Source organism: Treponema ruminis (genome assembly GCF_014201975.1).
Taxonomy (GTDB): Bacteria; Spirochaetota; Spirochaetia; order Treponematales; family Treponemataceae; genus Treponema_D; species Treponema_D ruminis.
In genome coordinates this window covers 223195-245694 of record NZ_JACHFQ010000006.1, presented here as the reverse complement: position 1 = coordinate 245694, position 22500 = coordinate 223195, and the positions used below count along the sequence as shown (strand labels likewise).

Annotated in this window: 24 protein-coding genes and 4 tRNA genes; 2 read left to right on the top strand and 26 right to left on the bottom strand. The window is 38.2% G+C overall.

Annotated elements, in window-relative coordinates:
* Window positions 1-139: 139 nt before the first annotated feature.
* From HNP76_RS10970 to HNP76_RS10955, 4 genes are all read right to left on the bottom strand, one after another.
* Window positions 140-562: a flavodoxin domain-containing protein gene (locus tag HNP76_RS10970; RefSeq protein WP_311733025.1), complete on the bottom strand. Its 423-nt coding sequence runs from the start codon at window positions 560-562 to the stop codon at window positions 140-142.
* A 309-nt stretch (window positions 563-871) separates the two neighbouring features.
* Complete coding sequence (locus tag HNP76_RS10965; protein ID WP_184660417.1) at window positions 872-1429, bottom strand: NlpC/P60 family protein; 558 nt, start codon at window positions 1427-1429, stop codon at window positions 872-874.
* Between the two features lies 1 nt (window position 1430).
* Entirely contained in the window at window positions 1431-1787 is a 357-nt protein-coding gene (crcB, locus tag HNP76_RS10960; protein WP_260309228.1) for a fluoride efflux transporter CrcB, read from the bottom strand.
* 159 nt (window positions 1788-1946) lie between these two features.
* Window positions 1947-2147: a hypothetical protein gene (locus tag HNP76_RS10955; protein ID WP_184660413.1), complete on the bottom strand. Its 201-nt coding sequence runs from the start codon at window positions 2145-2147 to the stop codon at window positions 1947-1949.
* 324 nt (window positions 2148-2471) lie between these two features.
* Between HNP76_RS10955 and HNP76_RS10950 the strand changes: the two genes are divergently transcribed.
* Window positions 2472-2873, top strand: coding sequence for a hypothetical protein (locus HNP76_RS10950; protein ID WP_184660410.1), 402 nt, complete (start codon window positions 2472-2474; stop codon window positions 2871-2873).
* Window positions 2874-3321: 448 nt separating this feature from the next.
* Here the strand turns inward: HNP76_RS10950 and HNP76_RS10945 are convergent, their stop codons facing one another.
* The 14 genes from HNP76_RS10945 to HNP76_RS10875 form a co-directional block, all read right to left on the bottom strand.
* Complete coding sequence (locus HNP76_RS10945; RefSeq protein WP_184660409.1) at window positions 3322-3801, bottom strand: DUF2798 domain-containing protein; 480 nt, start codon at window positions 3799-3801, stop codon at window positions 3322-3324.
* A gap of 360 nt (window positions 3802-4161) precedes the next feature.
* The gene (locus HNP76_RS10935; protein WP_184660407.1) at window positions 4162-4365 is read right to left on the bottom strand and encodes a hypothetical protein; all 204 of its coding nucleotides are present in this window, start codon (window positions 4363-4365) and stop codon (window positions 4162-4164) included.
* Entirely contained in the window at window positions 4355-4579 is a 225-nt protein-coding gene (locus HNP76_RS10930) for a hypothetical protein (protein ID WP_184660405.1), read from the bottom strand. The genes HNP76_RS10935 and HNP76_RS10930 overlap by 11 nt, the downstream gene beginning before the upstream one ends.
* A gap of 194 nt (window positions 4580-4773) precedes the next feature.
* Window positions 4774-6360, bottom strand: a complete 1587-nt coding sequence (locus HNP76_RS10925) for a DUF2828 family protein (RefSeq protein WP_184660403.1) — start codon at window positions 6358-6360, stop codon at window positions 4774-4776.
* 269 nt (window positions 6361-6629) lie between these two features.
* Window positions 6630-7862, bottom strand: a complete 1233-nt coding sequence (locus HNP76_RS10920; RefSeq protein ID WP_184660401.1) for an RtcB family protein — start codon at window positions 7860-7862, stop codon at window positions 6630-6632.
* A gap of 259 nt (window positions 7863-8121) precedes the next feature.
* The gene (locus tag HNP76_RS10915) at window positions 8122-9063 is read right to left on the bottom strand and encodes a WYL domain-containing protein (protein WP_184660399.1); all 942 of its coding nucleotides are present in this window, start codon (window positions 9061-9063) and stop codon (window positions 8122-8124) included.
* Complete coding sequence (locus HNP76_RS10910) at window positions 9050-10330, bottom strand: WYL domain-containing protein (protein ID WP_184660397.1); 1281 nt, start codon at window positions 10328-10330, stop codon at window positions 9050-9052. Before HNP76_RS10910 ends, HNP76_RS10915 begins: the two co-directional genes overlap by 14 nt.
* Window positions 10331-10369: 39 nt before the next feature.
* On the bottom strand, window positions 10370-11269 hold the full coding sequence (locus HNP76_RS10905) for a hypothetical protein (protein ID WP_184660394.1): 900 nt from the start codon (window positions 11267-11269) through the stop codon (window positions 10370-10372).
* 3 nt (window positions 11270-11272) lie between these two features.
* Window positions 11273-12112 (bottom strand): nucleotidyltransferase domain-containing protein, encoded by an 840-nt coding sequence (locus HNP76_RS10900; RefSeq protein ID WP_184660392.1) that lies wholly within the window; start codon window positions 12110-12112, stop codon window positions 11273-11275.
* A gap of 110 nt (window positions 12113-12222) precedes the next feature.
* Window positions 12223-12311, bottom strand: a tRNA-Ser gene (locus HNP76_RS10895).
* A 6-nt stretch (window positions 12312-12317) separates the two neighbouring features.
* Window positions 12318-12389 (bottom strand) — tRNA-Glu (locus tag HNP76_RS10890).
* 86 nt (window positions 12390-12475) lie between these two features.
* A tRNA-Cys gene (locus HNP76_RS10885) sits at window positions 12476-12549 on the bottom strand.
* Window positions 12550-12552: 3 nt separating this feature from the next.
* A tRNA-Trp gene (locus HNP76_RS10880) sits at window positions 12553-12624 on the bottom strand.
* Between the two features lie 6 nt (window positions 12625-12630).
* Complete coding sequence (locus HNP76_RS10875) at window positions 12631-12849, bottom strand: helix-turn-helix domain-containing protein (protein WP_184660390.1); 219 nt, start codon at window positions 12847-12849, stop codon at window positions 12631-12633.
* 491 nt (window positions 12850-13340) lie between these two features.
* Between HNP76_RS10875 and HNP76_RS10870 the strand changes: the two genes are divergently transcribed.
* The gene (locus tag HNP76_RS10870; RefSeq protein ID WP_206173270.1) at window positions 13341-14066 is read left to right on the top strand and encodes a FliG C-terminal domain-containing protein; all 726 of its coding nucleotides are present in this window, start codon (window positions 13341-13343) and stop codon (window positions 14064-14066) included.
* A gap of 88 nt (window positions 14067-14154) precedes the next feature.
* Here HNP76_RS10870 and HNP76_RS10865 read toward each other — a convergent pair whose 3' ends face one another.
* The 8 genes from HNP76_RS10865 to HNP76_RS10830 all read right to left on the bottom strand — a co-directional run bounded on the left by HNP76_RS10865 (window position 14155) and on the right by HNP76_RS10830 (window position 22451).
* Window positions 14155-15609 (bottom strand): HNH endonuclease, encoded by a 1455-nt coding sequence (locus tag HNP76_RS10865; RefSeq protein WP_184660386.1) that lies wholly within the window; start codon window positions 15607-15609, stop codon window positions 14155-14157.
* Window positions 15610-15620: 11 nt separating this feature from the next.
* The gene (locus HNP76_RS10860; RefSeq protein WP_184660384.1) at window positions 15621-16499 is read right to left on the bottom strand and encodes a hypothetical protein; all 879 of its coding nucleotides are present in this window, start codon (window positions 16497-16499) and stop codon (window positions 15621-15623) included.
* A 23-nt stretch (window positions 16500-16522) separates the two neighbouring features.
* The gene (locus HNP76_RS10855) at window positions 16523-17515 is read right to left on the bottom strand and encodes a helix-turn-helix transcriptional regulator (protein WP_184660382.1); all 993 of its coding nucleotides are present in this window, start codon (window positions 17513-17515) and stop codon (window positions 16523-16525) included.
* 27 nt (window positions 17516-17542) lie between these two features.
* Window positions 17543-18517: a hypothetical protein gene (locus tag HNP76_RS10850; RefSeq protein WP_184660380.1), complete on the bottom strand. Its 975-nt coding sequence runs from the start codon at window positions 18515-18517 to the stop codon at window positions 17543-17545.
* 60 nt (window positions 18518-18577) lie between these two features.
* Window positions 18578-19846, bottom strand: a complete 1269-nt coding sequence (locus HNP76_RS10845) for a vWA domain-containing protein (RefSeq protein WP_184660378.1) — start codon at window positions 19844-19846, stop codon at window positions 18578-18580.
* 11 nt (window positions 19847-19857) lie between these two features.
* The gene (locus HNP76_RS10840; protein WP_184660376.1) at window positions 19858-20934 is read right to left on the bottom strand and encodes an AAA family ATPase; all 1077 of its coding nucleotides are present in this window, start codon (window positions 20932-20934) and stop codon (window positions 19858-19860) included.
* A 63-nt stretch (window positions 20935-20997) separates the two neighbouring features.
* A complete protein-coding gene (locus HNP76_RS10835) occupies window positions 20998-21699 on the bottom strand; it encodes a hypothetical protein (RefSeq protein ID WP_184660374.1) in 702 nt (233 codons plus the stop codon).
* Entirely contained in the window at window positions 21696-22451 is a 756-nt protein-coding gene (locus HNP76_RS10830; RefSeq protein WP_184660372.1) for a hypothetical protein, read from the bottom strand. Before HNP76_RS10830 ends, HNP76_RS10835 begins: the two co-directional genes overlap by 4 nt.
* Between the last annotated feature and the right edge of the window lie 49 nt (window positions 22452-22500).

Genomic DNA, 22500 nt, shown 5'->3' with positions numbered 1-22500 from the left:
TATCCACTAGGAAAAGAATAAGGGTTGACCTAAACAACTATTTTTAGGATTATTGAAATCAGCAAAAAAACGTCACCTATTAGGGGTTCATGTCATTTTTTTGGCATATAATAACACTTATTCACACTAAATACAAGAATTATTTACAAATTCCTTCGTAAAATTCTACGGCTTTCTGGATATCATCAGCATTTGGACGTTCTTTATTTTTGCCGCCAATAAGCTTAAATGGACTCCATGTATCATAGTAATATCCTGCAAAAGCAGCATCTTTAGACTTAATCAGTTCTTCAACAGATTTAATGTATGAAGGACTGTCCTGACCACAAGTATAGATTACAAAAGCTTTCTTGTGGGCCGGGAGATTATCTGTAATAAAGCTGATTAATGATTTATGAAGTTTTCCGTAGAAGATTCCAGAAGCAAAACCAATCAAATCATAGGAAGCAAGATCTTTTAAGATGGTCTTTGTAGCGTCGATAAGTTCAACTTCCGGGTACTTATCTGCAATAGCTCTCACCAGTTTTTCTGTATTCTTATGGTGCACGCTTGCATAAACTATCGCTGTTTTAATCTAAAATCTCCCGTTTTTAATTGATTTTGTCTAATATTTTAGACACTTTAATATCTATTCTAAATATATTAAATAGAAAAAATAAAAAGCAGCATCTTGCAGTCTGTCCGTAAAAAGCCTTGTAACTCCCCTATACCGCTTTCCGCATTATCCCCGCTTACTTTCATTCTTAATAAACCGCCGGACGGCGCATTATCCAGCAGCATATATCTCGCTTTTCTTCCTTTGAGAACTCTGATTCATCGCTCATGAAAAGCAGGTCGCCATTCTTTAATACGCTTTTGTTCATCTCTGCCCCTAATACTTCACTCTCATTCTTCCGAATGCCTTGAATCGTGAATCATCTTCTTCATAGTTACGATAAGTAACGCCGTCGATATCATTCACTTCATCACCGTTTGTGTCTTTCTGAGTACTGTCGATGAAATAGATTTTTCCGTTTTCGAGTTTGTCAAACAATGCAATGTGCGTTACAGAATCACTGTCCGCTTCTCCCATGAAAATCAGATTTCCCTTTTTTAAATCTGCCTTATTAATATGAGTTGAAGCGTTAGTATACATGTAATTTGCAGTCATGTCAGAAACCAGAAGCTGGTACTTTGTATCTACCAGAGCATACTTATAGCACATGATTATCAGACCAGAACAGTCTATCTGAATTGCTCGAACCGGGGCCTGCCCGCCCAAATGGTACTCTGTATCTAACTGCTCATACAACTCTGCAAAACTGTAAGCACGTTCTGCAATTTCTGCAGGTGCATCAATTTCTGTGTAATTGCGTTCATCTTTGGAAACATTATCACAAGAGACAAGAAGAGCTATCATTGCAAAAATCAGACAGAACCGAATTTTCATCCTACTTTCCTATAACAACTTGCCCTGCAAAGGTCAGCCCCACTCCTACAATCACGCTCAGTGCAACATACAAAATTGCGATTCCGACATGTCCTGTCTTGATGAGGGTCTCTGTTTCTAATGCAAAGGTTGAGAAAGTTGTAAAGCCCCCGCACAAACCTGTCTTTATAAAAAGCATTGTCTTTGGAGAAAGTGATGTATTCTTTACTGCCAGTGCTGCAATCAGTCCGATTACAAAACAACCTGTCAAATTTATCACAAGAGTTTTTACAGGGAACGCATACGGTTCTTTGAGTGGAATAATCCCAATCAGATATCTTAAACATGCACCAATTCCGCCGCCTAAAGCTACTATCAAACAATTCAACATATTAACAAATCCTCGTATTTTACTACACTTTGGCAATTTTCTTTATTTTTGCCAATATGTAGTACATATTATCATAATCTAAAAAGCAAGTTATTTTTATCAATTGGTTTATCATTGCCGAACATTGCCCAACCCGGCAATGTCTCTTTACTTTGCCAATTGCATGGCCACATACATTCTCATCTTAACATCTTTATTCCGAGTATTGAAGATTCTCTCAAAATAATCTGTCCAGGTGTAAGTCTGCCAGCAGCCAAAGTCGTCGATATAGCCTTCTGTTTTGGCTGGGCCTGCAAAGTACACGCCGTTGATCTGATTTGCTTCGTACATCGATGAGTAGCCTTTCATAGGTTATCCGAATATTAGGATAACTGTGCAAACATGTCTCTTGCAAAGATGAAGCTGATTGTTGTAAGTGTTTTATCAAAACTCACTTTATTGCTATTTGAAAAGAAGCCTTTTGCAGATACAGATGATACTGTAGTGAAAAGTACCATTATATATGGAAGAAAGTTGCGTATTTTGCGTGATGTGTTAATTGCTGTATCACCTTCCGAAAACGGAAGGTCGTATTAGTGCAGAAGACAAGAGTGCTAATTATATTTTTTCTCAGAAAAAGACTCAAAATGCTATGTTTATGATGTAAACGAAAAAGGGTTTGCCACAGAAAGAATGGTAAAGGATTTAAAACAAATCCGGCTTGCCATTCCTGACAAGCCTTTACCACTCGGCGAAGAAATAACTTCCTCTTCAAGCAATTTAATGCTAGGAGACACAAAAGATTCCGTCAAGATTAAAAATTATGTATTTGAAACTTTGCTTGCACGGGGAGCCATCGAAGAATTCAAAACACACCCAAATATTGAAAATAGATTTGAGCGATATTGGGAATCCATGCAATTTTTGGGAAACTTGAATTTATTTTCACCAAATGTTGAACTGAAAGAATCAAACTCTATTTTTATTGAGTCTGAAAAAGATTCAAGATTTTATAAGAGCATACAAAAAACAAATAAAAATAGCTGTATCACCATCCGAAAACGAAAGGTCGTATTAGTCAATATGAAAAAATAAAAAACAAAACCAAAAATAATTAGCGCACATGTGCGCTAATTAAAGTGCTTAAAAAGTGCAATACAAAAAAATTAGGTGCAATACAGCTAAAGGTAGATAAAACAAGAAAATAAAACAATGAGATTGCACTTTCTTTATCTTGCCTATCTGTTATCCGGAATTCAGGATAATATCTGATAAATCAGTAATGTTACTCAAATTACTCTTTATTCATCGTTAGTTTTTAAAAACCCCCTGCTCCTCTTAATGAGCGCACCTTTGTACTTCTTAGCACAGGAACTTATCCCCGGCTACCTGAATGGCATTGAAGCGATATACACACCGCCAAAAGCCTATTTCGTCGCCGAAGAAAATCCCGAGGTCTTTGCTAAATATGAAGCAGAATTTCCGTATAAGGAAAAACTGGTTCTACCAGGACAGTTAGGTTAATTTAGGAGCCCGCAGTGTATTATTTTGCTGCGGGTTTCTTATTTTTAAACATCAATCCAAAAATGACACGAACAAGAGGTCCTGCAACAAGCATCTGCCAGAAAGCGGCCATCGGATAATTAAAAGCAGTTGTCTGAAGCCAGATAGAAATCATCTCTTTCTGGAAACCGCCCTTAAAAAGAATTGTAGCAGCAAGGCTCATAAGCGGGCACATCATCCATACAGAACAGATTGAAATTGAAAGGATGATAAACACCGGATTAGTCTGTTCAGGATTGAACTTAGAAAAAGTAATTTTCTTTGCAAGAGGACCAACAATAAAGAAATCAATAACAAAAGCAATTGGTGCCATAATTGGAAGTTCATGGAAGGCAAGCAGAAAAACAGAATTAGAAAGTCCTCCCATCGCAAGTGCAATGTTGTAACAAATCATTGCATAAACCATAACAAATACCATCATAATGGTAAAAAGAATTTCCTGTCCCAAAGATTTTGGCATACGAAACTCCAGAATGTAAATGTGATTGCATTAAGACTACGCAAAGACCTTGCGCATGAGCATAGAAAGGTGCGGAAGAAATCCGCTCTTAATAAGATTAGGCAATCTTTGAAAAGTGTGGTCATCTTATCAGATTTTAAAAGTTTGTGTAATACCTCTACCGTAATACTCATTCATGTCGTTTCATGATAAAATATCTCTCATAAAAAGAGGAGTCACAAATGGTAAAACACCCGGAACACGTGGCCGTAGCAAACAGCAAGGTCCGCCCATACACTGCAAGCCGCGTTTGCCTTGATTTTGAGGTGTAAAGATGAAACTCTTCGGCAGCAGAACTTGCGTTTCTGCTCCGGGATTTTCTTAATCAAATTGACCAATTTCATATTTCTCTTTATTGATTGCATAATCTACATCAAAGAAAGTAAGACTTCTTTCATCCGGAAGTTCGGCTGTTATCCATCCTTCAAGACCATTATCCCAGTCTTTGATTTCAGTAATTTTAAGAGGAAGTAAAATACCCTCTTTTACAACAGGATAACCAGAAACAAGAGTCCTATTCCACAAAATCCTTATTCAATTTTTTGAACTTTTCATACACTTCAAGAGCAAGCTTTACAGCATCAGTATATTCTTCATGCAAAACAGCTTTTCCGTTTGCATTACGTAGCTTGTATTTACCATCTTTTGTGTGTTCAATCATAGGAACATGTTTATGATCACAAACAGAATACCATTTGCCATTTATCTGCTCTTTATACCATTTGAAGTTATTTTTCATTTCAACATCTCCAATAAAAAAGACTTCTTCAATTTGTTAAACCGAAGAAGTCCACAAGACACATTTCTATCTCTAGATTGCAAATCCAGCGCCTCTTACGGCTATTTTTTTGCTGTCTGTGCCTTTAATCTTCAAGATGCAGATTAGCTCTCATAGATTACAAGTCTATTGCTGTTATTGCTGTACGCATCTTTTTACAAGGTGCAATAAATACTATCTCTGCCGAAATTGCTGGTTGCACCTTTAATTGCTAATGCTACAAGTTTATCAAACTCAGCATATGGTTCAAGCGTTTTAAGCATGAACTCATACGGAGTGACAACCTTGAGGTCACCACTAACTACATCGGCAAAAATATTTGCTGATGCACCGCTAATGAGTTTTACGCCCTTCTCGTTCATAGTAACAGGAAGGTGTGTATCACGAGCCATTACATTCCAGAATACAAGTTCTGGAAGTTCATAACCTGCTGCCTCAAACTCCTTTTTGTAGAATTCGAAAGTTGATTCCTTTGATGAGCAACAGTCGAATTCCATATCAGAAATAATCAAAATACGTTCAATCATTTCTTCTTTTGGAACATTTCCGCTCTTTGCTACATCAAGAATAAGACGGTAAACCTTACCGATATCAGTGTTAGAACAGTCATTAAACTTTGAGATAAAGTTTAACTTCTTCTGCAAAGTATCAGCGTTCTCTGGAACCTGAATAAGCCGTGGTTCAGAACTGAAGGTAATAAAACTGTTCTTATATGCACTATCAAGCTGTTCTGCAAAAAGCAAAGCCAAAGATGTAGCAATATTGATTGCAGCAAAATCTCCAGAACCATACATAGAACCAGAACCGTCGCGAACAACAATGGTCTTAGAATCAAAGCTTCCACGGTCCAATGCCTTCCAGCTTGCTTCTAAAGGAAGAGCTTTTTCGTCCGGAAGACATCTAGCACCAAACCAGCCATTCATAAATGGAGCAACAATCTGATATGGATACAGGGTCTTAGTATTAAGCTTTACCCTTTCCTCTTCAGGAATCTCTTCACCGCGAGCAAGCTTTTCTGCCTGTTCAACAACCTTGTTCAAGAAAGACTTATAACGTTCCTCATCGTTACGCATAAATGCCTTCTTGTAACGAAGCATGGCCTGACTTGGCTGCTTAGAATAATCAAAGGTATAATCCTTACGACGAAGGTTATCTTCAAGAATCTTGATTTCCTTACGAAGTGCAGAACACAACTTACGATATTCAACAGCCTTCATGCCAAGAGCTGCCATTATGATTTTTGCTCTGGCAACACTTTCCTTAGAAGAAGTATTGATAGAAGGAAGCCACTTTCCAAGTAAGCTTACTTCTCTTCCCTTCTCCATTGCTTCCTTATCCTTTTCAATCTGTGCTTTGATAAGCGCAATTGCATCGTCTTTTACAGATGTATCAAGCAGAACAAGAAGGTCATCCCAACGTCCATATTCTGGAACAGCGTAAACAATCTGTTTTGCCATTTCTGGATAGAACTTTGCAAGTTCCTTCAAAAGTACGCGGAAGCTGTTGCGTTCCCCAAGACCACCACGAATGTTACGCATGTAAAAGAGAATCTTAATTGCAACTATAGGATTCTCTGCATAAGCCTTTGCAAACAGCACATCCAAATCCTCGAGATTGTTTCTCATACCACCGCACAAAGAAAAGAAATCCAGACAAGCGGAACCTGTAGACTTATAAGCCAAATCACCATTCTCGGTGTGAGCCACGTTCAACTGCATTTTCATTGCCTGTAATGCGTTCATAATATTTCTCCTTGAGTATTGAGGGGAGAAGTCTCTCCCCTACGCCGCACTTTTCGTTGCGTCGTACCCCTCTCAGCGGGGACACCCCGCAACGCCCCGCTGTGCATATCCGGAAAAATCATAGATTTTTCCGAGACTCGCTAAAACAAGGCACTCTTTTATTCTCTTCTGTATTATTGCTGTACGTGCCTTTAAGCTGCCCAAGCAGCAATTTATAATTTAAACATAACAACAAAAATCACATTTGTAATTAAAGTTGTAGTTGAATCCTACCAGCTTCTCTCCTCCCCTGCTTTATAGTTATAGATTGGTTTAATAACCTTCACTATTTCAGCAGTCGGTTCGATGTTTGCCACAATATCATCCATGGTTTTATAAGCCATTGGTGCTTCATCAATCGTGTCCAGATTTACTGTTGACGACCAGATTCCACTCATTTCAGCCTTGAATTCTTCAAGACTTAATTCTTCCTTTGCCTTTTTTCGACTCATGACCCGACCTGCACCATGAGGAGCAGAACAGTTCCAGTCTTCATTTCCTTTTCCAATACAAATAAGAGAACCATCCCTCATGTTGATTGGAATCAAAAGCTTTTCACCTTTCTGCGCACTAACTGCACCCTTACGAAGAATCATATTCTCCGTATCAATGTAATTATGAATCGTAGTAAACTGCTCTATGATGTCCGCTTCCTTAATATGAAGACCGATAGAAATTGACTGTATCATTGCCTTTCGGTTGAGCATTGCAAAATGCTGCATTATCCTCATATCGTTAATGTAGTCATCAAACAGTTCGCCACTCACATAAGCCAGATCTTTTGGAATTTGAGTTTTAATCTGAGCATTCAACTCTACCCTTCTTTCCTCAATTTCACATTGTCTGCCTTCTGCTTTCAGTTCGGCAATCATTGCATCCATTTCGGCTTTAGTTTTCCCGTTTAGCTGTCTCCATGCTTGTTCCTGATAGTAATCAGCTATTTCAAGTCCTGCATGTCGGCTACCAGAATGAACTACAATATACAAATTGCCTTCATCATCACGGTCAGCTTCGATAAAGTGGTTTCCGCCACCAAGAGTTCCAAGACTTAACCAGGCTCTCTTTTTGTTGTATTGCCCCTTGATATTGTCCCATTCAACCTGTTCAACAAAAGCATGTGGAAATTTTCGTATACTGAATCCAGATGGAATATTCTTTCGAATAATCTTATCCAGGTCTGCTCCATTGAAATTCTGACTTACTTCAGAATCCGCTTTAATGCACAAAGTCTCCATTCCACATCCGATATCAACACCTACAAGGTTAGGGACAATCTTATCTTTGATGGTCATTGTAGTTCCGATTGTACAGCCGGCTCCGGCATGAACATCAGGCATCAGACGAATCTTTGCTCCAGAAGTAAATTCCTGGTCACAGAGAGTCTTAATCTGCTGCAATGATTTTTCATCAACTACATCAGTGTAGACTTTCGCTGAGTTATATTTTCCTTCGACCAACTGCATAAAACACTCCTCTTAAGGAGGGGAAAGCCTTCCCCTGCGGTCGCACTTCATTGCGCCCTCCCCCTTCTGCGGGGACACCCCGCAACGCCCCGCTGTTTTGCCACCTTCGCAGCATAGCGGCTCAAAACAAGGTTCATTTTTTCCCAACACCTTTCGGCACGATTAATCAAATCATTGCGGTTATTATTGCTGTAAGAACCTTTATGGTTTTACTATAGCAGAGTCAAATTCAATTATCACGGAAAATTTATTGCGAAAACTACTTTCGTTTCATTAATTCAATCTGTTTTGAGATACGCGTCTGGATAAGATTCCTGAAACTTTCTGGTTCAAGCACCTTTACCATCGGCCCAAAGCTTAATACTCGGATTACAAGTTCTGTTTCATCAAAGCTGTCATAGTTCAGAGTAAGCTGGTAAACATCTTCACTAATCTGAACTGCCCTTTTTTCAAAGTGCGCAAAAGCAAGCATTACGCGTTCCATGGCTTTTCGTTCATCATAGATTTCAAGAGTTACACTGGCTCGGCTGTTATATGGCAGATCATCTTCAGAATGGTCAGACAAATTATTGTTATCAGTTAGTTCACAATTATTGATTCTTGCAACATTCATTATTGAATAACGATTCTTCACTTTTGAGATAATCCGGAATTTATCGTCCTTTTCTGAATATTCAATTTTACATGGAGAACAGAAGAATTTTTTCTTCTGACCAAAACGACCGTTATATTCTACCTGAATCGATTTCTTCTGATGAATTGCTTCTAAAACCGTACGGAAATTCTTGATGTACACTTCATCGTCATACGGATCACCATCAGAATATTTATCATATAGATAGAAGTCATTTTCCGTAAAAAGCGGCTCAACGGACTCCAGCTCTTTTTCAAGCCGGGCAAGCACATCTTCATTAACTAATAAACGGATTCTTTTATCGCTGCAAATTGCCTTAAGCCATCGTTTCTGCAAAAGAGAAAGCGGCATTGTAGGATTTTCTTCTATATAAGTAGTGTAATCCTTTTTGATAAGAGGCCATTTTCCACTCTCCAGGCTGCTGCCTATTGTCATTACACTTTCCGGAAATGCGGAATCCTTTACTATTCGATAAAGCGAATCTGAATCAAGGGTACCTTTCTGAGCACTTGCAATTATTGAGGCGACAGTATTGTAATACGCACTGTAAATCTCACTGAACAGCATATTGTCCTTCCCCTTCACTCTCAAGATACATTTTATTCATCGCGCGAATATCATCGAAGAAGCGCCGAACGATATATTTTTCTGAACAGTCAAAAAAAGTAACGCGGCAGATAAATGTTCTTGCCCAGGGAATAATTTCTTGCGGATCAAAAACATCTGCATCAAACTGGGCATTGTTATCATCAAGCAGAGTCACAGTTCCGCAGCGTTTTTCCCTCAAAAGGCGCTGATAAATAAATTTCTCTTCCTCTTCGAAATGAACTCTGAAAGTTACATGAACAGTTGTTGTATCGTTATGCTTTTTATTCTGCTTTAGAGCGACTCCCCAAATATGTTTTCTAAGTTCTTCAAACTCTGCCCGCTTCTGATTAAAACCAGCATATACTCCGCCGATAGTCATTTCCACAATATAATCAAATCGGAGTGCAAGGAAGTATTTTCCACGAGGACGGTAAGCCATCAGATACATTCGTCCACCTTGTGTACTCTGATAAATCATAAGAGGAACTACTTCATTTGGGAAAGTTCTGTCATCCTCATTTCTCTTCTGTTCAATTGTCAGATACCTGTGCTCTCTGATTGCTTCAAAAACCTGTTCTACAAAATCAGACTCAATGGAAGATGTTATATAATGATGCTTAAACTGGAATACTTCGCTTTTTTTCTGAACATCGTTAGGAAGCTTGTCATACAAAAAACTTCCTGCAAGGCCGCAAGGTGCAGTTTCTGAAAAGAAAGAAAGGGCATCCTCAAGACCGACTAGATCTGTCATCGGGTTACGATAATAAAGCATAGTCTTTCCTTCTTTCTCGGAGGAAATTAAGCCTAATTCTTCGTATTCCTTCAGTTTCTTTCTGAGGCTGGATTCCTCAGGCAGAATTTCTAAAGAAAAGTCCTTGAGATATGTGTCGTTTATTTCATCCAAAAGCTGATTTAAGGTCTTTTTTGAACCGTCAGCAAGGCTATCCATCAGCATGAAATGAAGGGAGATATCCATAGCCGTGAAAGATTTTGCCTTGAAGATTTTATACAGAGGATTATGAGCCGTATGCCGGCTGTCGATTGAAAGGAATGTTACCTTGCCGTTTTCATCAGGGCGGAAAGTCATATAGCCGTCCAGATAATTTTCCAGACGGCGTTTTTCATCATCATAGGTACGTGGACTCCTTCCAAAAAACTGATCGCGGGTCTTAAATCCATAGATATAAAAACTGCGGATATAAGTTCTGAGAGTATCCAGATTTTTAATCAGCTCGGAGTACGCCATATTCAATCCTCGATGAAATATATAATTATACCATTAAAATCATTCGAAATCCTCTTTATTTACCACCCATGGATAGTCGTCATACTGACGGCATCCTGGAGTTGGAATAAGAGCCGAACGTTTGATTATGTTATTTCCAGCCTTACTTTTGTGGCTGGAATCATTTGCAACAAACTCATCAACATACTGAGGGAAAAGCAGATTGTCAGCCTGTTCAAACACTTCTTTCAGGAAAATATTCGGATTAAAAGTGAGGCATTCCTTTCGGACCAGAGTATGAAACCCACCGTTTGTTTTTATAACGGCAAAGTTTCCTTTACCAAAAAGTAATTCTCCGGCTTTCCGAAGTGCAATAGCAGCTTCTTCAAATACTTTAGGAACGCGGCATTCTTTTCTAATATCCATGTCAAAGTCCAGCCAGATACGGCGGCTTGTATGGGAAGCATGACAGCTTTTCATGTGCTCGAAGACCTTTGGCATTTTTACAAGATGATCTTGGATACCAGGTTTTGAACCACGCAAAATGGCAGCAGTCAGGTTCTTTCGTTCCTTGTTGTAATGTTCAAATGTGTCTTCAATACAGTCAATTTCATTTGTAGGATTAACTACCGAATATACTACCAGAGCATGTTCCGGATAAGGAACTCCGGAAGGAGTAAGAAGAAAGCGTTTATCGCAGTTATAAGCATAAAAAGCCTGTCTGTAGATGTCGAAATTCCACTCCTGCTTAAGTCCACCTTTACAGCGAATCAGTTCTTCACGCATCATTTCACCTCGGGCACCTACTTTTGTATATTCGCGCTCTTCATCAGTGAGCTTTTTACCGCGGCAGGCCAAGAGAATCATATATGTCTCATACTCCAGAGGCTTTTGAATGATGTGGTCAAAAAACCAGTGGAGCTCTTCTTCGTTTAGTACCATGTTGTAATATTCAGCCATTGTTTACTTTCCTTGCCGGACAATTTCTAAAAACAGATTATCCAGTTTCTCATAATCTTCCTGTTCTTCTTTTGAAACAGGAAACACCGTCGCTTCATTAAGTTGTGTCTCAATAAATGAATCTATTTGTGGGATTCTTGCACCCTTTTCCTTTTCTCCAGATTTCATTTTTACTGCAAGCAGCTCATCAACCAATACCTTTAATTCCACTGGCAAAACTTCCTCTACAAGTTTTGAAAACTCTGTAGGTGGAACAGTATGTTTCTGCATAAGCCATAGACAGGCTAGTACTGGACGCAGCACATACAGATACTTCTTCAACACAACTTCACCAGTAGAGCCACGGAGGGCTCGTCCCAAATCTTCGCAAGAAGGATTGCGAGAAAGCTTGTCTTTCTCGTTAGCAGAAATTGCAAGGAGGCAATTACTGCGACCCATTTCCCGATAATGATGAAACATTTCAACCTGCAGAACATAATCGTTCATTACAGCCTTTATTCTTTCCCATTCTGGAGTTTCTCTGTATACAATTGGAGAGTTTGCCCATTCAAAGATAACAGGATTGGACTTATATAACTGCTTAAAGAACTTCTTTAAATCCCATCCGTTAATGTCATATACTTCATTAAGTTCGCATTCCAAAAAATCAGGAACAGCTTTAACTTTCAAGTAATCGCTTAATGGCCTTACATAAACAAAACGAACATCATAATCAGAATCAGGGCTTGCAAATCCCCAGGCACGGCTACCACTTTCGCAGGCATATAAAATACGAATATTTTTCTGTTGTTCTATCTGAGTAAGTTTTGCTTTGATTTCTTGCGTAATTTCATTTCCGTTCATTTTTACCATCCTGCTACTCTATATCCGATTATAGTTTCGGGATTGACGATAATCACGGAAATTTTAGTGCGAAAATTGACCGAAGTCATTAAACTCATGGTTTAATAATACGGAGCTGATTGGATTCGAACCAATGGAATCTCAATTGAAATTCGCCGGTTTAGCAAACCGGTACCTTAAACCACTCGGTCACAACTCCAAAATCTAGTCTGCACCAGAATCGAACTGGTATTTTCTGATAGAAAGTCAGATGTGCTAACCGTTGCACCAGCAGACCATAAAAGGGAGATACCTGAGATTCGAACTCAGAATGCCTGCTCCACGGGCAGGAGTGTTACCTTTACACTAGTAACTCCATAAAAGAGAACTGGATGGGATTCGGACCCACGACTAATGGTTTTGCAGACCATCCCCTTAGACCACTTGGGTACCAGTTCTAGCACGCCCGGAAAGAATCGAACTCTCATCAAGGGTTTTGGAGACCCCTATTCTAACCGTTGAACTACAGGCGTAATCTTTTAAGCGCTAATTGCTTCCACGCCCTCCGAAATATCAACCTCAGTCTCGACCATACGAGTTACAATCAAATCCTCAATAGTAACTCCAAGAATTTGTGAAAGCACGACAAAGTTATCAATAGTCGGAAGGTTCTTCCCAAACCAGTTATAGATGGTCTGCACATACGGAAAGCCCAGAATGAGCTGCAACTGACGGGGAGTTACTCCCTTCTGTTTCATTATTGTTTTGATTTTTGCACCTGTAGCCTCTAAATCGAGAACAGGTCTAAGATATGTTGTTTTCACGTTGATTACTCCTTCAACACGGAGCTTCAACGCCTATTAGGAAGGTTACGCAGAAACTCCGCTTACAAAAATTGACTTACAGTTCAACGAACTGTTTTCGTACCAGTTTTCATTCTCACACCAAGAATGTTCAGAGCGACATTCCGACCATGAATGACTGCAACTATGTTCGAGAAAATTGAAATTATTACTGTTCATAGCGTTCATCTCTGAACCTCCGTTTTAGTGTAAGCCGGCATAAGCCAACTTTTGCATCGTTTCAACGCTTTGTGATTTTAATATAGCATATTATTTCTAAGCCGTCATTAGCGCCGTTCTTTAATTTTTCCTTATTAAAGAAACAGTTTTTATGAATTATTTTTTCTAAATATCACTTCATGATAGGCAACCTTCTTATACTTTTATCAGATAAGGAGGAACTGCTTATGAAAAACAATTCAGTGGAAGCAAAAAAAGCTCAATTCATGGTTGAAAATGCAATGGAAGATATAACCAATGCAACCCGAAAAGTACTGATGGACTATATCTGCAAGATGTATTATGTCCCGCTCGCAAAAGTTATCGCTTATCTAGAAATCGACGATTTTGAAGCAGATGGTCTTCTGGAATATCTTGAACCAGAAACCCGCACTATGATTATTAAATGTGCGAAGAACTTTAAAAAGCACGAAAAATGTGTAATTTCAGAAGTTGAACACATAATCTCAACATCTGGAATAAACCTCGATGATGATTACCAGATTATCAAGGAAAATCTTCTCCGAACAGGACAAAGTTTTGCAGAACTATCAGTCGATAAGTTCCGCAGTAAAACACCAGTTTTCCAGAAGCAGCTCAACGAATGCATTTTTAACTTTGAAGATTTGCCCTTGTTGGATGACCGCGCAATTCAAAAGATTCTCCGCGAAACCGACACAATCGAACTGTCTAAAGCCTTAAAAGGAAGCCCAACCGAAGTTCAAAATAAAATCTTCCGAAACATGTCCAAACGCGCTGCCACAATGCTCAAGGAAGATATGGATTTCATGGGCCCTGTCCGCGATATAGACGTAAAGACAGCCCAAGCCGACATTGTCAAAATCGTTTTCCGTCTGGAAGAAATGGGTGAAATAGTAATCGCTCGGGACACAGTTGGAAAACTGATTGATTAAAGAACAGAATTAAGGTTCTCCGTTTATAAGATTTATTATAAACGGAGGTGACTATGACTATCGTGATGTGAAAACTTTTATTCTCTTTTTATTCCTCAGAAAGAAAAGATTTTAAGTCCTTCTTTGGAATATTCGAATGAATTGCAATATGCTGCTTTCTTGTTAGGAGAACTAAATTCTCTAGTCTACAATCGTAACCATTGTTGTCTTTATGATGAACATCATATCCGTCGTTAAAAGTCTTTCCAAGAAATCCCATTGCTATTAAGGTATAAACATTTATTTCATGATCTATTTTTCCTGGATATAAATTTCTTGGATCGAGTTTCAAATACCCTGAATTATTATAATCACCTTGTTCCAATACAATTTCATTAAACTTTACACGACCAAAACTGCTTACACTGTATTTTGAATATCCTTTTATGTGAGATAAAGAAGCCCATTTTTCGTCAGGTAAATCCTTACTAATTTCATTCATACCATGATTATAAATCTTTTCATAATCCTTTTTGTTGAAAAGTTTCTTTTCATTTCCATAATGCCAGGTATTCTTTTCTTGTAATTCTGTATACTGCTCAATGAACTCTTTATTCGTCAATCCTTTCTTCAAAAGACTATTAACGAAATCATCGTAAGGAATCATGTAATCAGCATATAATGCATATCCCATAAATGCAGAAGTTGCAACTCTTACATCCATTTTATCAAAAACCAGAGGATATTTATTTCGTATTTTTATAAGTAAATTATACAAATTCTGATTCTGTTTTAAATCATTAACATTGTAATTTGCAAAAATGATTATATATTCTGGTTTTTCAGCTAAATCATTTTCTTTAATTACAAAATCATTTTTCACATTAGGTTTATTAATTATTCCTAATTCACATTTTAAATTAAACAAATAACGAATTTGAGCTTTTAATTCGAAATATTTTGTTTCATCGGTCAAGAAGTTTGATAAATCTATAAAATGATTTTCTAGCGAAGATTCTCCAGAATCAACAGAATCATCACTATATTTCAATTCCATAATTGCAAGTTTCTTAGGTGGTGTTGTTCGGTCTTTACCATCATGTTTTGTCTTAACTGCAAGTAAGTCAAATCTTAAGCCTAAATATGAATCTACATTTTCTATATCAACAATATAGTAATCTGTCTCTTCTGCTTTTAGATTTAAATTATTTTCTCGAACAATTAATTGTTGTGACTCCCGTTCAGAACCTTCAGGCCCATTCTGACCATATAAATCTAGTAAGTTTTTACGTTTTGGGATTGTAATATCTACCATATCTCGTATTGCTTCTTTGCAAATTTCTTCGTTCTTTTCTTTTATTATGGAATTACCAGATTTTGTGAAATAAAATTTTCCACTCTTTTCTTCTATTGAGAACAACTCTGCACCACGGTAATAAATCTGCAATTTATTTTCACGTATTTCACAGTCTAGAGTTGAATCCGTCTTTATTTGCTCAAGTAAAGGTCTTATATCTTCATTGTTTGTTAAATAATTCTTAAATGCGTCCGAAATCTTTCTCATACCCCAATCTCCTACAAATATCTTTGTACAAACTCTTTCTGAGTTTGACTCTTGTATTCTAGCACCGAGTAAAACTCCCTTACTGGCAAATATAAAATATCAAAATCCGAACTAGTATCAGCCTTTATCTGGCTAATTATACTTTTCATCTTTTCATAAAAGAAAGCGAATTCACTGTGTTCTAATTCTAACTGATGTTTATAAAGTTCTCGAATTTCTTCAGGAAGTTGTTTTTCATCTGGTTCCCATACAACATTTACAAGATAGATTTTTTTGCCTTTCTTAGGATTATCCATCAGGTAATTGTAAATGGCTAAGGTATGTCTAAACATCTGGCAAGAATCGTATTGTGACAGAGAAATTTCATTTCCAACAGTTCTAAATAATTCTGCTGATTCAGAATGAAAATATTTTGACGAATATTTTACATAGGATTTAGCCAATTCTTTATCATGACTGTTTTGCAACCATTCCATACATTTTGATTCAATAAAAATCTCACAGTCATCATTATACAACCAGGCATCCAAATTTGCCTCAAAAGGTCTTTTGGTTTTAGGATTAATTACATTTATAGATTTGTATTTTTTTTCGAACTCTTTTTTATATTCTCCTGCAGGAAGAAACTCGTTCTTTGATATCACAATATTATCATTTCCCAATAAATTATAAATCATTGCTGCAGAAGAACGAATCATATTAATTCTGCCTTTACGAATCTCATCGCCATCACTATTGTCATATTCTTTTAAAGTTTTTGTAGACATAGCTGTAAATAGATTCTTCTTAAGTTCCTTTGTCTGATAACCACTTATATCATTATCTTGGATTTTTCCAGTAGCTAGGAACTTTCTTTTTAGTAAAACACAGTAATAATCTAAATAATTCATTTCACTCTATTCCTTTTATTATTCTACACCCGCTCGCTCAATCTCGCCATTTCCTTCACGTTCTTCTTCCACTCATTCACCAGCCACTCCGGTTCAAGGGGCTGCACGTACATGCCATGGCTTAGCACCCAACCGAGAATCGGGTAATCCTGATTACTGGTAAAGGTCATTATTGTGCTACCGTCTTCCTGATTTTCGAACTTCTGGTCTTCTGCCCAGTTATAGGTTTTTATATAATTGAGCGTCTTCTCAGAAGTAATTTTCAGTTTGCAATGCAAGAGTTCCGGACCGATATAGCGACGAAAGTTTCCTTTTGCGCGCTTTGTGTATTCAAAATCTTCCGGCAGCTCAAACTCACGTGAATCAATTTCCAGATTGCGGATTCCGGGCAAATTGAAGAACCTTGTTTCCTTCTTCAAAGAATAATACGAATACAAACTCCACATGCCTTCGCTGTAAATCAGCTGCCAGGGTGCGACCACAAACTTTGTATCGTAATTCAGGTATTCAAAGCTCACGTAGTTATTCTTTGCCATCGCTTCTTCCAGTTTTGACCAGACCTCGTCGTCAATCTTTACTGGATCCATACCCAAAAACAAGATGCGGTTAGAAAGCTTCTTGGCGTTCAGTTTTGAATCTTCTTCAATGTTATCCGAAAGCGACGAAAAAACTTCGATTGCCTGTTTGTAAATCGGAGTGTCCTTTATCAGCTTCAAAAGATTTGACATCAGCCTTGCAGCAATTATCTGTTTTTCGGAAGTAAGCATTGCAGGAATGCGGAACGACGGTCTTGTATAATAAAAGCCCTTCTCTACTCTGTCATACTGCAATATATCCTCTGCCCCAAACTTCAAACGCAAATCCCGAAGATCGCGGTTTATAGTTGGAATCGAAGCCTCTGTTTCGCGGGCAAAATCCTCAACGCTCGGATAATGCATATGTGAAATCATATAGTCGATTTTCAAGATTCGCTCATAGCCGTTCAAATACTGTTTCTTTACCTTTTCTTTTGCCATTGGCTGCTCCTGTTTACAGCTATAATATTATACACCCAGACTATCACTGTCCGATAGTGCCCTGCGCAAAAGTGAAGGATTTTCTAAAAAATCAAGATATGGTATATGCAGGCACTGCTTCCCTTTTAAATCGGGCATCTCAATTTTTGCATACAGCAGATTTCTAAAATCAGCAGCGTAATACAATCCTGTATCTTCAAAATGCCTGTCAAGCAGGGCTTTAATTGAAGATTTTGCTATTTCATACTGTTTTACTGTAATCTGGCTTATTTTTGATTCTGGAACAATTTTTTCTTTATATACTTTCAGCAATGCTTCAAGATACAATAATGCTCTTTCATATTGTTTCAAATCATACACTTCGTATACTGAATGCGCAATTACAAATATTTTCTTTTGTTCTGCTAATACAATTACAGCAAACCAAAAATCTAAACCGCTAAGGGACAATTTCGAATCAAGATAGAATTCATACACTCCAGAAGATATATAATGAAAATCCTTAAAGTCCAGATTGTTATTCTTTGCAAGTTTCTGTAATCGGAGAATAAAGTTTTTATCAATTTTTCCAGCTGAATGATTTTCAATACTGGTTTTTGAAAAATCTTCCTTTACATTTGTAAAAAATGTTTTAGCCACGTCTCTCAAATAGAAAAAGTTCTGCCTTTGAATACGAGAAGAAAATCCTTTTGCATTTTTTTCGTCAAAATCAGCAGATATTCTCATCACGATATCATCGAAATGTTGAAAAGGACCTGAGCCTCGCTCAAAACAATGGCATAAATCATAAGCAGTAAACACGTTTTTTACGCAAGGTTTATGATATAGTTTTACCAGTTTTTCGGTCAGATTATAAAATTCCTGTTTTCCTTTAAAACTTACAGTTAATGAAACATTTCTCGATCTCTCATAGATCACCCCTGCGATATGAGCAAACCCATCGCAATACACTACAGAAGATTTTCGAATCTTATGCATTAATTTCCTAATTTGAAGATTCATATCAATATGCTTCTCCTACAGAGCAGTCAGTATTTGTCTGAAATTTTTCTTCAAATGGTTTTATAGAAAAGTTATCGCCCCCTTCTTAACAGATGGTATCCATGTAGCCTTGCTCATCCGTAAATTTTGAATCCATTTTATTGCATGGTCATATTCCATTTTGCCTGTCAAAATCCAGAGAAGCTGCTTTGCCTTTTTGATTTTTGGAACTTCCGCATACCCATCTGTAAAAATAATCATTCCCTGAAACTCCGGATGGTTTTCGTAATAATCAACTGCACACTGAAAATTAGTTCCACCACGTCCTGTAATTTTGATGTTTTTAGCAGCTTTTTTGAGTTCAAATTCCTGCTGAAGTTCCCAATCAAAAGTAATTACATTAATTGCTTCAACTCCATAAGAAAAGAACCTGTTGATAATAGAGAAAAAGTTTTTCAAATCTTCAGTTTCAATCGAGCCACTGACATCAACTGCAACCAGAAGATGAGTCTTAGGTTCAAACTGACTTCCCATAAAATACAACTGGTCAAGGGACGCTTCGCTCTTCGCCCTTGACTCAGTTGTTTGCTGGGGCGACTTTTTCATTGTCACCCCAGCATCAAAACCATAACGGCGGTTCGGTTTCATGCGGGTGAGTTTACGACGCTGACTGATAATACACGCCCGGAACTGAGAAAGTATACGGCGGTAATCCATCGGGATTTTGAGTGAGGCTGTAATTGTCTCCTGAAAGTTTCCTCTCACACTTCCCCACTGGTTAGTTTTCTGAGCCTTTTGAATCTGCTGATTTACGGAATCTACCATTTCTACATCTTCATCCCAAAGTTCGGCAGCATCAGCAGCGGCTTCATATTCTCCAATTTCACCTTTCTTAAGAGACGGCATCAGGTGCTGCTTACCGTCCCCGTCCATCGCATCAAAATCCGGACAAATGTAATAGAGTTTTTTGTAGTACTCCTCATAACTTAGCCCTGATTCCATATTGTAATGAGCAGCATCCTTCAGATTCTTATCGTGATAGCAGTGCTCATTAATCGTAACATCACTGGCAGTTGTAAGAGCTGAACGGTTTGGATTCTGTGGCACACGCTGATATGGATGCTTCAAAAGAATACGTGTTACCTCAGTCTTAAGCCCTTGCGCAATTTCTTCAGTGGTGCTGTCTTTGAGAAGTTCCGGGTTGTATTCAATTCGGCGTTTTCCGGTTCTAAACGGGCACTTCATATCGCTGTTAGGCTCAAGCTTGTGAGTACAGTACACATTGAAAAAAAGCGGCTCGTACAGAAACCATTTATCAACAACCTGACTGATTTTTTCTTTTACAGACATGGCTCCTCCGCCTATTTAATCTCCGCAACAAACTTTGTCATCTTTGAATACAGTTCCGGACACTCACCGATGATGAATACAAGAGCATTCGGATACATTGTTCCACTGAACATGTTTGCAAAGTGTGCCATAGCTTCACGGAGTTTCTTCTGTTCAAGGAAGAAGAAATATGCAGCAAGGTTCTGGGCCATCAAAGCCTTATCCATATCGCCGTATTTATCGCTTTCTAGGTACACAAACACTGCATCATTAATTGTTGCAAGCTGAGGAGTCTTGTAGGTTTCGAGCTTGAGCTTATTCATCTCAAAGTTTCCAAGAAGCAGTTCTTTTGCAGTAAGCAGATGATTATGGTCAAGGAACTCAAAGAAGCGGTTAGCTGCTACTCCACCCACAATGCCAGCAATCATGGTTTTATGGCTCTGCTTTAGAACATCTTTTCCGCTGATAATTTCTGAAACACGCACCCAGGCTCGGCGGTCTGGAGTTTTTTCAAGGTTATCAAGGTCTTCCACCGCAGTCTGATTATCCAAAGCTTTAGGATTAGCAGAGATATATGTTGTAATACGCTCATCAACTCCATTCTTATTTGCCCACAACAGCCAGTCCTGAACACTTGGTACAAATTCATAGATGTTAAAACGACTGACAAGTGCCGGGTCTAAATCTGTAAGCTGATATTCTTCACCGTTGTTTACTGCAGATATAATACGGCTGCCCTTTGGCAAAGAACGTCCGGCAAGCTTACGGTTCAAAGCAAGGTCCATTATAGTCTGTAGAACTTCCGGGCGGGCTCGGTTCAACTCATCCAGGAACAAAACAACTGGAGTATCATCAGTCGGGAACCAGTACGGAGGCATAAACTCTGTATGTCCCGTTTCTTCATTTTTATGAGGAATACCAATAAGGTCGCCCGGATCACTCATCTGTCCCAAAAAGAGAGACACAACCTTACATCCCTTTGCGCTAAAAAACTTTTCCAGAATCTGTGACTTACCGATTCCATGCTTACCCATGAGCATAATATTCTGAGTTGCAGGAGTTTCCTCCAGAATTTCCAAAAGCATGTTTCCATCAATTCTTACTGACATATAATTCCTCCAGTTTACACATATAATTTACAACACTGGGGTGCCAACAAAAGACACTCCATTTTATTTCTTGCCAAATTCATTCATAAGAACCTTCGGGTCATCCAGAAAATCCTTATGATAAATCCTCACATTTTTTCCGTTTATAATCATTGCAGAATATAAGTTCCGCTGAACAAGACTTTTGTTCTTCTGAGCACTTGCTTCATACAAAGTTCTGATTGAGTTCTGCGCTATTTCAATCGTTTTAGTTGTAAGCCCTTTTGAACTCGACTCTATCTTTTTGTAATCATTCTGCAGCTTATTGAACTTCTGTTTCTGCAGGTTGTATAACTCATCACACATCCCAGTCAGAATTTTTTCTACCAGCCTGTATTCTTCCAACCAGAAAAGCTTAAGCAGCGGGTTGTGTGGTAGAATCCTCATTGTTATGTCTTTAATGCAGACAATCACAGAAAGTTCATCAGACATTTTCTTTTTATTGCCGTAATAGCAGAACCGAAGTTTGAACTCTGTCCTGGTCGGATGGCTAGTCTCGGTAAAAGACAGTTCATACTTATCACTAAGCTGAGAAACAACCTTTCGAAAATGATTCACGACATCATCATTTGTGAGATTTGCATTTACCAGAAAGAAATCGTTCTGAAACGAATGCTTTTTCAAAAGGTCACAGAACAAGGTCTCCCAGAATTCTGTCTGTATCCTGCTAAAGAGTTCTCTCTGTTCCCGCTCAAGAGCTTCGGCAAGCTGTTTTTGATTTGTCATACAGCCGCCTCCTGCACGTTTCTTAGATTTTCAACCATCGCCTTTATTTCATCTTCACAGCAGTGCACTACTGCACAGCTCACATTATCAACAACTTTTACTTCGCGGGGATTATTCAAAAGGTCAATAAGTATAGAAGCATCATTTGAAAACGGCTTATGATAGATTTCCAGTTCATAAACAGTGCTGTCCGGCATCTGGAACATAATTTCGCTTCTGAGCCTTGTCTGATGCAGCTTATACTTCCAGGATTTCTTCCCAAGAATTGAATTGCAGAGAGCCTTAATAGAAACTCTTACAATTTCAGATGATTTTGAGTTCAGATAAAACTTTTCACGGACAGCCTGAGTCTTTTCTGTCAGTGGCTTAATATCAATGTCGATGTAATCCTGAATCCATTTCAAGCCAGCCTTATATTCAGAATGAGTAAAATGACGGGTGCTTATGTGAGGTGCCGAAATTGAAAAATCTCCCGTTTCCCGTTCAATGCCGATATAAATCGGATACGGAATCAACGAGACATAAAAATGCTCTTTGTGAGAAAATGCGGTGCATTTAAGTTTGTTTTCTTTTGCAAGAAGTTTGAGCTCTTTCCTCAACTCACAAACAGCTTGATGAGCAGGAATATCTGGTTCAGGCTCGTATGTCTTCTGTTTTACCAGAAGACAATAGTAAGCCTGCTTCCAAAATTCCCCGGTTATGTGATAAATAATTTCATTCAGTTCCAGACATGGTTCATCAATCTCATTCATAGCTACAATATAACCATGTGAAAATATCATTTAGTGATAGTTGGATTAT